The sequence below is a fragment of the Salinibacillus xinjiangensis genome (genome assembly GCF_009649735.1).
GTDB lineage: Bacteria > Bacillota > Bacilli > Bacillales > Alkalibacillaceae > Salinibacillus > Salinibacillus xinjiangensis.
The window spans coordinates 110914-121978 of the sequence record NZ_WJNH01000011.1 but is presented as its reverse complement, the minus strand read 5'-3'; the positions used below and the strand labels follow the sequence as shown (position 1 = coordinate 121978).

The window sequence follows — 11065 nt, the reverse complement described above, 5'->3', positions numbered from 1 at the left end:
GAGGTAGATAGGTCCGAGGTGGAAGCGTGGTGACACGTGCAGCTGACGGATACTAATCAATCGAGGACTTAACTTAAAACCAAAAGCGGAGACGACCGGTTAGGTCCGACCGCATAAGCAGAATACCTGTAGTGGCGGGTTTTGCCACGGAAGGGATTATGCTTATGACGGCGAGGACCTGGGAGTCGCAGCTAGCCGAACAAACGCAAACGTCACCTTGATTCACTTCTTATCTAGTTTTGAAGGTACTCAAAACACCTTCAAAAACACAAGTCCAGTAGCAATAGCGGAGAGGTCACACCTGTTCCCATTCCGAACACAGAAGTTAAGCTCTCCAGCGCCGATGGTAGTTGGGGTTTTTCCCCTGCGAGAGTAGGACGCTGCTTGACAACACGAAATCCTCAGTATCTTTAAGATTCTGAGGATTTTTTTGGAAAATAAGTATGCACCAAATTCAACGATGTCCAGTTCTGCATCTACTCACCCTGAGTTATAGTCAAGAATGATATGAGACAAAACTTCCTAATCGAGACTGAGTATTTAAGGAAAGTCCCTTATTGTATTTAAAGAGTTCTGTTTTGAGGTGCAATGACATTTAAATTTGTAAAGGATATGCCATACTAAATGTCACCACAAAAAGGACCGCCTTAAATCATAAGGCGGTCCTTTTTAAATTGGCTCTGTTATAGTTTAATTAATATTGGCTTTTTCAACTAATGCCCCCGTTTGTTTAAGAAACTATGCCACAATCATTTCCTAAATAAAAAGCCGTCCAAACAGTATCAGACGGCAATTCAAATATATTAGTTGGCAGCTGGAACAAGTTTTAAAAATTTGCGAAAACAGGTTATAGTAAATGCTAAAGGTACTAAACTCAAAAGATAAAAGTATGTTCAAATCTGGTTCCATTCCTCGGTCGTTGCGCCTTCAGCTATTTTAATACCTAAAAAATTCAGCTGAGCTTCCCCAATTACAGTACTATTAGATAATGTATAACCTTCTGATGCCATTAGAATAAATATTAAGCCAACGCAACCTGCAAACCCTAAATATAACCATCCTTTGTTTCTCAAGTCGACCCCTCCTTATATTTATTTTTAATAATAAATATTCTGTAAAAATTGGAAAAGTCCTTTATTGAAATAACCTGCTTCTTTAACGAAATAAGGGCTGTATCCCTTGTTCAAGTGATACACGCATCACGGGGATATTCACAAATTTCCAACTGTCCTTTATTAACTGGTTTATTAAGTTAAAAATCTCCATCGCTTGGAAGTTGCGAAATTATATGAAAACGATAAAAGAATTGAATGTTTTTCAACATAAACATTTAATAAAGAGTAGAATCAAAAATCTGAAAGTTTATCTTTTATTTAAAAAGCAATTATTAAGTTGATTAATTAAATAACTTTTTCACAGTATATACAATTTTAATGTTGTTTGTTATAAGGAATTTTGGTATTCTTAATAAAGAACAAACTTTCATAATTAGAATAGGAGATGGTTTGGTTTGAAAAAGAGAAGACTAGTCGTGTTCTTAGCAATCACATTTGTATTGACTTTTGCTTTAACTCCTGTAGTTGCAGCAAAATCATATGGAGCTGATATATCGAAACAGCTTGCCGATGTACGAAAAGAAACAGCTAAATATCATGATATTCAAGCTGCCTTTGATGATGGGTATGAAACTGATTACGGGGTAGTTCCTAACATGGGCATTCATCTAGTTAGGAATGATTTACTAGCAGATCCTAACCTCGATCCAATAGTTCCTGAAGTTCTTGTCTATGAACCTAAGAAAAATGGTGGTTATAAACTAGTAGCTCTTGAATACATGACTGCAGGTGGAGAGCGTCCATCATTATTTGGTCAGGAATTTGATGACGGACCTTTCCCTGGTTCCTTTGCTTTACATGCTTGGATTTGGCAAGCAAACCCTGATGGGATGTTTGCAGAATTTAATCCAAATGTAGCAAATGTAGAAGAAGAATAATTAAATAATTCGTAACATCCACTAAATAAACGAAGACAAACCGTCCTGCATCCATAAGTTTGTCTTCGTTTATTTTATTACCTATAAAAGACTATTGTTTGCTTTCAATAAATTCCGTGATTTCCTTAACGTCGGAAGTATTTAACACAATTCCGCTATGGTCAATTATTATATATGTTGGAAACTCATCAATTAGGTGTCCATATTTTTCTATGTTTGACTCTGAATTAATATGAACACTTACTTCCTCTACACTAATATTATTTAAATCACGTAAATGTGAAATAATCTCTTGCATTCGTTCATATTCCACATCCACCTCTCCTTCATTTGGAATTTCTTCAATAAAGGCCTGGAAACGAATACTCCCTTCTTCTGGGATATTCAACATTCCGCCTTCATTTTTGGAACCTTCCATACACCCTGCTATAAGGACAAGAAAGAATGTTATGACTAGAAATAATAAGATATTTCTTATCCGCGATGTAAACGTCATTTTGCGTCCCCCTATTTTAAACATTACTGCGTCATTAGCATAATAACGGCTCTTAAACCACAGCCCCCATTACTTTATTACCTTTTCCTTTAGAAACCAAATTTGGGATTATCTTAATGAACTATTTACTACCATCTTTTTTACAGAAAGATTGGAATGATTTCCTCATTCTTATTAATCCGAAAGAATACCCTAAAGACATTACTAACATTACTCCAATCACAACCAAAGACTCCAAAAATGTACCGTTTGCCATAATACTTATAACTATACCAATCGCAACTGCAAAGGTAATGCTCGGTATTATTAAGACACTTTTGTTAACGGCATAATCTTTATTTTTAAGGTGTTTAAAAGAGAATAATGTAATTACTCCCGCAATTATAATACAAGATGTTACAAAAATAATAGCATCAGTTCTCAATTGAAAACCCCTCCAGAGAGACCTTTTTATGATAATAATTTCTCCATTACTTATTCAACTAACCTGCTTCGTTATTTCAACTTATATAATTATATCAAGCAAATGCAATGTTTTTGGTTAAAATCAGTTTAATTAACATTCTAATTGACACTGAAACTATACTAAAGCAATTCAATCAATCAAATTCCTCCTCATTCTAAAAAACAAAACACTTAATTACAAAATTAATGAATATATTACATTATTTTGTAAATTATATTACTAAATAAAGGTAAAAGGAGGTGTTAGGAAAAATGGATGTAACAATGAGTTCTTCACAAGTACTTTCGGAGATCAAAATGCTCAAAGAAAGTGGAGAGAGCCTAAGTAAAAAGCGCATTAAGAAGAAAAATCCACAATTAATGAGAAGTGCATTACACTATTTTCCGGATTGGGATCATGCAGTAGAAAAAAGTATTGGTTGACACCCCCTCTGTGCTACATAAAAAAATCTCGTGAATCAAGGTAGTTTAAAATAGATTCACGAGATACAAAATTAATCCAAATCACTCTGATGCTATAAGAAATCTCTCACCGAATCGGTGAGAGATTTTACTTTTGAGTTAAACTTCTCTACGCATAGCCTTTAAAATATCAATTTTAGTTGCACGTTTTGCTGGCCGAACACCAGAAATGATAGTTACCAATAAGCATATCCCGACAGCGATTAGAACGAGTGACAGTGGAATGCTAGAGAATTTTAAGCTTTTGGGTAGCTGTTCTTGAAAGGCTGATTCTATAATTAGTGGGAGACCAAAATTGACAATGGCACTAATAACATAGGCAAGAATCGTCCCAACCACAGCCCCAATCAACCCAATATAACTACTTTCTAACAAAAAGATTCTTTTAATTGTTTTTGGATTTGCACCTATAGCCTTCATAATTCCGATGTCTGGTGCCCGTTCCGTAACGGCCATTGTCATCGTGTTATAAATACCGATGGAAGCAATTAAAACAGCTATGGTTCCAATTAGGATTAAACCTGCTTTCATTATAGTGAAAATCATATTGATTTGATCCATTTCCTTAAGAACAGAGTAAGTAGAATAACCTTCCCTTTCAATTTGATCGGTGACAGGTTTTACATCCTCTAGGCTTTCTGTATAAACCTTGACCTCATCGTAACCTGAAAAGTCTTTTTCTAGATTATGTTTTTGTCCTTCAGGATCAATCATTCCTTTTGGCGTATTAGTAAACGATTCAACTTGTTTTAAAATACTCTCAGATATATAAATGTTTTGATCTTTCATCCACTCTCTTGAAGGGGCTTCACCAATCCCGGAAATGATAAGTGGTATAGTCCTTGTTTTTTCCTCTCCGTCAATGACTTTTTTCACAGTCATATCAATACTTTTTCCTATTAGACTACCTTCATAATGCTCTGCCTTGTTGGGCTGGTTTTCTTGCTGGGATTCTGTTTCTGCACTCTTTTTTCTTAGTTGTTCTTGAAAATGATACCCTACTATAATTTCATTTTCTTCACTAGGTAGCTCCCCTTTTGATAATTCAAATCCAGCCTTTACTTCTGATGGCATATGAGCAATCGTTGCTTGTTGCTCAGTTTCATAGTCTTTAAAGGAAAATTTCGGAGCTTGCATTAAATTTTGCCGTCTTGTAACAGCCTTTACCCCTTCTAATGATTCTAGGTAACGAATGTCTTCCTCACCTGGTCGACTATAGTTCCCTTCATCATCTGGAGCACTGTGAACACTAATTTCAGTTACTACGCGGTCTGCTAAGGTTTCTTTTACAATCGACTGGTGAAGACCAAAGCCAACGGAGGCAAGTACGATTAGAAAGGTGCACCCAATGGCCGTAGCTAAAACGGTCATAAAGATTCGTAGTTTATTTTTTTTCATATTTTGACGAACAAATCTAAATTGATCTTTTAACGTCATTTCCCTTAACCTCCCTGTACCATTTGTCCATCTTTTACGACAATGGTTCGGTTTCCGATGCTTGCCACTTCCTCATCATGAGTGATGATCAGAAAGGTGATGCCTAATTCTTCGTTTAATTGCTTAATAAAGTCTAGCAATTCACTTTCCGTATCACTATCAAGGCTCCCAGTGGGTTCATCGGCTAGAATTAGGGGAGGATTGGACACAAGTGCACGTGCAATGCTGACACGCTGCTGTTGGCCGCCTGATAATTCACTAGGGTAATGGTCCCCAAATTGACCTAGGCCGACCTTTTCTAACGTTTCTTCCGTTTTCTTTTTTCTTGCTTTCACATCTAATCCTTTTAAAATTAAAGGTAGTTCAATATTTTCATAGGCTGTCATACTTGGGATGAGTTGAAAGTTTTGAAAAATAAAACCAATATGTTCAAGACGAAAATCAGCGAACTGAGACTCATTTAGATCCGTAACCTTCGTACCTTCAATCCAAATTTCACCCTCGACTGGACGTATAAAACCACTAATTAAGTTTAAGAGGGTTGATTTTCCCGAGCCGCTCTTCCCCGCAATTGCAACGATTTCACCTTTATGTATTTCAAATGATAAATCATGAAGTACGGGGAGGACAGTTTTCCTTCCCTTTTTTCCCATTTCAAAATGATGGCTAACATGTTTAACTTTTATCACAATACTTCCCCCAAATAATTTATTCTCAATCTTATAGACGAAGTAAATTTATAGAGTACTACAAAGATTTCCGAAAAAAAACTAACGCATGAGCGTTAGTTTTGTGGTTTAGATGTATTTTACGTATTCTGCTGCACTTCTCCCAGCAACATGACCTGTAGAAAAAGCTGCCGTAATGTTAAATCCCCCTGTATAACCATGGATGTCTAAAATTTCTCCACAAAAGTAGAGACCGTGCATTTTCTTTGATGCCATCTCATTAGGGATAATTTCCTTCAAAGAGACGCCCCCACCTGTTATAAAGGCCTTTTCAATGGATAACGTCCCATTTACTTGGACAGGGAAGGACTTAAGCAGTTTAGCTAGCTTGCGAACCTCGTTTTTAACTAAATGATCATAAGTCTGGTCTAACTTGATCTCTGTTTGTGACAATAAAAAATGTAAAAAGCGTTCTGGAACAATCCCCTTCCACACGGTTTTCACTGCTTTTTTAGGTGACTCTTTCGATAATTTCATGAGCATTTGAAAAGTTTCTTCTTCGTTTTGATCTGGAAAACTGTCAATGGTGACTGTGACTTCATTGGTTTTAAATTTCTTTAAAGCCTTCACTACGTATTGACTAAGTCTTAATGCTGCTGGTCCTGAAATTCCTTGGTGAGTAAAAATAATATCCCATCGATGGGTCTTTATTGCCTTTCCTTTTGGATTGTGAACAGTTATTCCGATATCACGTAATGACAATCCCTGTAAGGTTCGATCTTGTATAAATGGCTCCTTTGATGTCAGTGGGACCTCAGTCGGGTATAAATCTGTAATGGTGTGACCTGCCTTTTTTGCCCACGCATATCCATCTCCGGTACTACCTGTTTGGGGAACAGATTTTCCTCCAACTGCTACGATTACAGCCTTAGTGGAAATCTTCTCTCCTGTCTTTAAAATGATGTCATGTACATCGTCCTGATAATGAATAGCTTCTACAGGTGTATTGGTTTTGACAGTTACATTTAACCGGTCTAGTTGATTTAAAAGGGTTTGGACAACTTGTTTTGCCGAATTGCTAATCGGAAACATACGTCCTTTGTCTTCTTCTTTTAGCTGAACTCCTAGTTTTTCAAAATAGGCGATAATACCCTCATTATTGAATATAGAGAAAGCACTATATAAAAAACGCCCATTACCAGGAATATGCTTTATAAGCTCATCCTCTGGCAGACGATTGGTTACGTTACATCTTCCACCACCGGAAATGGCAAGCTTTCTTCCAAGCTTACTGCCTTTATCAATGAGCATTGTTTTGGCACCGTGTTCACTGGCTGTTATGGCGGCCATAAGCCCTGATGGACCGCCTCCAATGACTACAACATCATATTTCAACACAATCGAATCCCTTCTATATTTAAATTGCAGGCCGTATACATGGTAAATGTGATAAAATGGATTTGTTTAGACTATCACAATGTATCATTTTTTCTCGAAATAATATATAAGAAATTAGCATACTGGTTCAAAGCTAATTTTAAAATTAAAAGCAAATGCAGGTGACAACATGGCAATGTCAAATTTGTTACGTGGCACGATGTTACTAACAGGTGCAACGTTTTTATCTAAATTTCTAGGAATTATATATGTCATTCCTTTTGAAGCCTTAATAGGTCATACAGGCTCAGCGCTCTACGCTTATGCTTATAATCCATATATGATTCTAATTAGTATATCCACAATGGGAATTCCCCTTGCAATGTCCAAATTTGTATCCAAATACAATGCGATGGGGGATTATCAAACCGGTAGGCGAATGTTTAAATCAGCAAGCTTACTTATGTTTATCACGGGTATTGTAGCATTTTTGTTTCTATTTTTCAGTGCTCCTATACTAGCTCCAATCATTTTACCGAGCAATGATTATGCGAACTCTGTTGAGGATGTCATATTTGTTATTCGTATGGTAAGCTTTGCATTGATTATCATACCATCCATGAGTATTGTTCGAGGCTTTTTCCAAGGCTATGGTTCCATGGGGCCTACCGCGGTTTCACAAGTTATGGAACAGGTTATACGAATTATTTTTCTTTTAGCTAGTGTATTTATTCTAGTTAAAGTAGTGGATTCCAATACGACAACAGCTGTAGGGATGGCGACATTTGCAGCCTTTGTGGGAGCTTTGGGATCTTGGTTTGTTCTCGGTTACTTCTGGAAGATGAGAAAGCCCTTTTTAGACCAGCAAGTCAATAATCAAAGATTAGATTCCAATTTAACAACGAAGGATATGTATAAAGAACTGTTAAGCTATGCTGGTCCGTTTGTTTTAGTTGGGATTGCAACGCCGATTTATCAAACGATTGACCAACTTACCTTTAACCGGGCAATGGCCCATATCGGACTTAACGAGATTTCGGAAACGTTATTTTCTGTTATTGCATTATTGGGTCATAAGCTAGTCATTATTCCTGTTACGGTTGCAACAGGTCTATCGCTTGCCTTATTACCGGTTATAACCAAGTCCTTTACCGAAAAACAAAAGGATGTGTATATTCATCAGATTAACCAAGCGTTACAAATCATTGTATTAGTCACGATACCGGCTGTAGTAGGGTTATCCTTATTATCCAAAGAGGCATACGGTAGCTTTTATGGGATCAGTCATGAGTTAGAAATAACAGCCCCATTATTAAGCTGGTATGCTCCTGTAGCATTGTTTTACGGTTTATTCACCGTAACGGCATCGATTTTACAGGGAGTTAACAAACAAAACTTTGCACTGATTAGCTTAGGGATTGGTGTGCTAATTAAAACAATCTGTAATGTTCCCTTCATTTATTTATTTGAAGCCAAGGGTGCGGTTTTCGCAACAGGTTTAGCTGTTGCGGTAGCATCAGGATTAAATCTGTGGAAAATTAAGCAAACAACCGATATTGCTTATAAACCACTGTTTAAACGGACACTTTTAATACTCATCTTTACAGCTTTTATGACATTATTGGTCTTACTATTAAAGTGGATATTAACTGCCTTTGTTTTTGATGAAACGACAAGGCTTTCTGTCATTATTACGGTATTCGTTTGTGCAGGAGTCGGTGGTTATGTGTATTTATGGTTATGCTATAAGTCTACCCTATTAGAAAGAGTTTTGGGTGCTCGTGCAAAGCTATTAAGTCGTATTTTTATTTAAGCTGTTTGGGCGTGTAACTCACGCCCTTTTTATGTAGAATGAGGTGGTGAACGAAATGCGTATTGATAAACTATTAGCCAACATGGGATATGGGAGTCGTACTGAAGTAAAAAAAATGCTTAAAAAGGGTCAGGTCTCGATTGATCATGATGTTGTAAAGGATGGGAAAGTAAAAGTAGATCCAGATGCTCAACAGATAATTGTGCAAGGAGAAAAAGTTGAATATCGTAAGTATGTTTATGTGATGTTAAACAAGCCTAAGGGTGTCATATCTGCAACAGAAGACCCTGTTGATAAGTGTGTGACCGACCTTTTGGCAGACGAATATCGACTTTTTAATCCTTTCCCGGTAGGCCGTCTAGATAAAGATACAGAGGGATTACTGCTCTTAACCAATGATGGACAGCTTGCCCATGAGTTGTTATCACCGAAGAAAAAAGTTGATAAAATTTATTGGGCAAAAATAGATGGACAGGTTTCAGAAGAAGATGTTACTCAGTTTCGTCATGGGGTTCAATTAGATGATGGGTATATGACCAAACCAGGTGAATTAATCATTATCAAGAGTGGTCCAGTATCAGAGATTGAGCTTCAGATTACGGAAGGCAAATTTCATCAAGTGAAGCGGATGTTTAAAGCAGTCGGTAAGAAAGTAGTAGAGTTGAAACGATTGCAAATGGGTAGCTTAAAACTTGATCCATCCTTATCAAAAGGTGACTATCGCGAATTGACTGTAGAAGAATTAAACAACTTAAAGTCCTAGTTTTCAAAACTGTGTTTCTTGCCTTATGCCTGATGGGGATCAATAGACGCCTTCGCTTATTTGAACAAAAAAAAGAACCTCGGGTACATGACCAACGGGGTCCAAGAGAATTAAACTCTACTAAACGGCTTATGAAATTTTCACTCTCTTTTTGGTGATCGTCCACTGACCACGACTAGGACTTGTTACAAGCCCATTATACGCTAACACATTTAAGTCTCTTTGAACTGTTCGATCGGTCGTTCCAAACTCCTCTGCTATTTCTGTAGTCGTAACTGTCCCCTTCTCCTTAATAAAGAGATAGACAGCTTTTACCCTATCTAGCATTCTGGAGGTTGATCGATTCAAAAAACCACTCCTTAAAGGATTTTAAATGTTCTGTGGTGATTTGGAAACTAAGGTGTGTGTCCGTTTATATTATTATTATACCAAAACACAGAATTTTTTCGTAATTTTAACAAAAAATTTGATAAAATTTTATTAAGATAAAAAAAGTACAGTGAGGGAGGGATTAGATGCCTATATTAAGAAAGTTAATTTTACGTTTAATCAAAGTCAATAATCGTATGTTATTTATTTCTAGTGTTCTGCTAATTTCTGTTAGTTCAATATTAATTGTGCACATAGAGCCTGAAACTTTTGTGACCTACTTTGATGGTTTTTGGTGGGTCATGACCACAGTTACTACAGTTGGATATGGAGACCTTTCTCCAGTGACTACGGAAGGAAGAATACTCGCTATTATTCTTTACATACTCGGTATTGGTCTCATTGGGGTCGTCATTGGGAAAGTTGTAGATGGTTTATCAGCGTTTCGTAAAAAAAGGGAGGAGGGAAAACTGGTGTTTAAAGGAACTGGGCATTATATAATAATTGGGTGGTCTGAAAAGGCTAACTATGCTCTTCAGGAGATGCTAAAAACTAAAAAGGATATACAAGTTGTCATTATTGATGAAAGAGAGAAAGCACCACTCCTTAGTGAAAATATATTTTTTGTTAAAGGGTACGGTACTTCTATGGATACGTTAGAAAAAGCAAATGTAAAAGAAGCGGAATCCGTGTTAATCTTTGCCGATGATTCTATCCAAGAAAACCAATTAGTTGATGGCAAAACCTTGTTAATTGCATCAACAGTAGAATCAATAGCACCAGAAGTACATACAGTAGTGGAAGTGATGGAGGAATCACATATTCATAATTTCAAGCATATAGAAGTAGATGATTTTATCTATTCACGGGAAACGATTTCCTCCTTGGCTGTAAGAACAATTTTTGCCAAAGGCATTTCAGAAGTGTATGGTCAATTATTACGACATCAGCATGGTGATGATTTATACCATATCCCAACGAGAGAGGAATGGCACACATATGGGGATGCCTTTCAGGATTTATTAAAAGAAGGGGCAACTCTTATTGCAGATGGTAAAAATTTAGGGATTAATCGGATGCTGGATGAAAAGATTAGAGAAGATGCAAAGTTATATGTGGTTTGTGACCGAAGCACTTATGATAAATTGATTGGCTAACTCTTCGCATGAACATTCTTTCCTAAGGTAAGATAAAAGGGAGGAATTTTAAAAACAGAAAGGAA

12 protein-coding genes and 1 rRNA gene are annotated in these 11065 nt (G+C 36.7%); 6 read left to right on the top strand and 7 right to left on the bottom strand.

Translation table 11 applies throughout. The features are described from left to right. The first annotated feature begins 273 nt into the window (after positions 1-273). Positions 274-389: ribosomal RNA gene (gene rrf / locus GH754_RS15775) — 5S ribosomal RNA — on the top strand. A 504-nt stretch (positions 390-893) separates the two neighbouring features. On the opposite strand, the gene GH754_RS15770 is transcribed toward rrf, so the two are convergent. Continuing rightward, a complete protein-coding gene (locus tag GH754_RS15770) occupies positions 894-1073 on the bottom strand; it encodes a hypothetical protein (protein ID WP_153729645.1) in 180 nt (59 codons plus the stop codon). A 437-nt stretch (positions 1074-1510) separates the two neighbouring features. Here GH754_RS15770 and GH754_RS15765 point away from each other — a divergent pair, with 437 nt between their 5' ends. After that, positions 1511-1993 carry a hypothetical protein gene (locus tag GH754_RS15765; protein WP_153729644.1) on the top strand — a complete coding sequence of 161 codons (483 nt, stop codon included), beginning with the start codon at positions 1511-1513 and terminating at the stop codon, positions 1991-1993. Between the two features lie 91 nt (positions 1994-2084). On the opposite strand, the gene GH754_RS15760 is transcribed toward GH754_RS15765, so the two are convergent. Together GH754_RS15760 and GH754_RS15755 are read right to left on the bottom strand one after the other, a co-directional pair. Then, positions 2085-2489: a hypothetical protein gene (locus GH754_RS15760; protein ID WP_153729643.1), complete on the bottom strand. Its 405-nt coding sequence runs from the start codon at positions 2487-2489 to the stop codon at positions 2085-2087. Positions 2490-2610: 121 nt separating this feature from the next. After that, complete coding sequence (locus tag GH754_RS15755; RefSeq protein WP_153729642.1) at positions 2611-2913, bottom strand: hypothetical protein; 303 nt, start codon at positions 2911-2913, stop codon at positions 2611-2613. A 293-nt stretch (positions 2914-3206) separates the two neighbouring features. Between GH754_RS15755 and GH754_RS19495 the strand changes: the two genes are divergently transcribed. After that, on the top strand, positions 3207-3377 hold the full coding sequence (locus GH754_RS19495) for a hypothetical protein (RefSeq protein WP_194841380.1): 171 nt from the start codon (positions 3207-3209) through the stop codon (positions 3375-3377). Between the two features lie 138 nt (positions 3378-3515). Here GH754_RS19495 and GH754_RS15750 read toward each other — a convergent pair whose 3' ends face one another. From GH754_RS15750 to GH754_RS15740, 3 genes are all read right to left on the bottom strand, one after another. After that, positions 3516-4853 (bottom strand): ABC transporter permease, encoded by a 1338-nt coding sequence (locus GH754_RS15750; RefSeq protein ID WP_153729641.1) that lies wholly within the window; start codon positions 4851-4853, stop codon positions 3516-3518. A gap of 5 nt (positions 4854-4858) precedes the next feature. Next, positions 4859-5542, bottom strand: coding sequence for an ABC transporter ATP-binding protein (locus GH754_RS15745; protein WP_323742066.1), 684 nt, complete (start codon positions 5540-5542; stop codon positions 4859-4861). Between the two features lie 108 nt (positions 5543-5650). Continuing rightward, the gene (locus GH754_RS15740) at positions 5651-6916 is read right to left on the bottom strand and encodes a BaiN/RdsA family NAD(P)/FAD-dependent oxidoreductase (RefSeq protein ID WP_153729651.1); all 1266 of its coding nucleotides are present in this window, start codon (positions 6914-6916) and stop codon (positions 5651-5653) included. 172 nt (positions 6917-7088) lie between these two features. Here GH754_RS15740 and GH754_RS15735 point away from each other — a divergent pair, with 172 nt between their 5' ends. Beyond that, on the top strand, positions 7089-8711 hold the full coding sequence (locus GH754_RS15735) for a putative polysaccharide biosynthesis protein (RefSeq protein ID WP_323742065.1): 1623 nt from the start codon (positions 7089-7091) through the stop codon (positions 8709-8711). 55 nt (positions 8712-8766) lie between these two features. Beyond that, the gene (locus tag GH754_RS15730; RefSeq protein WP_153729639.1) at positions 8767-9474 is read left to right on the top strand and encodes a pseudouridine synthase; all 708 of its coding nucleotides are present in this window, start codon (positions 8767-8769) and stop codon (positions 9472-9474) included. Between the two features lie 129 nt (positions 9475-9603). Here GH754_RS15730 and GH754_RS15725 read toward each other — a convergent pair whose 3' ends face one another. Continuing rightward, complete coding sequence (locus tag GH754_RS15725) at positions 9604-9822, bottom strand: DeoR family transcriptional regulator (RefSeq protein ID WP_153729638.1); 219 nt, start codon at positions 9820-9822, stop codon at positions 9604-9606. Positions 9823-9989: 167 nt separating this feature from the next. Here GH754_RS15725 and GH754_RS15720 point away from each other — a divergent pair, with 167 nt between their 5' ends. Next, the gene (locus GH754_RS15720) at positions 9990-11000 is read left to right on the top strand and encodes a potassium channel family protein (protein WP_153729637.1); all 1011 of its coding nucleotides are present in this window, start codon (positions 9990-9992) and stop codon (positions 10998-11000) included. The last annotated feature ends 65 nt before the right edge of the window (positions 11001-11065 follow it).

Coding starts and splice junctions, on each gene's coding strand:
- GH754_RS15720 (WP_153729637.1), top strand. CDS start 9,990: ATGCCTATATTAAGAAAGTTAATTTTACGTTTAATCAAAGTCAATAAT.
- GH754_RS15735 (WP_323742065.1), top strand. CDS start 7,089: ATGGCAATGTCAAATTTGTTACGTGGCACGATGTTACTAACAGGTGCA.
- GH754_RS15760 (WP_153729643.1), bottom strand. CDS start 2,489: ATGACGTTTACATCGCGGATAAGAAATATCTTATTATTTCTAGTCATA.
- GH754_RS15750 (WP_153729641.1), bottom strand. CDS start 4,853: ATGACGTTAAAAGATCAATTTAGATTTGTTCGTCAAAATATGAAAAAA.
- GH754_RS15730 (WP_153729639.1), top strand. CDS start 8,767: ATGCGTATTGATAAACTATTAGCCAACATGGGATATGGGAGTCGTACT.
- GH754_RS19495 (WP_194841380.1), top strand. CDS start 3,207: ATGGATGTAACAATGAGTTCTTCACAAGTACTTTCGGAGATCAAAATG.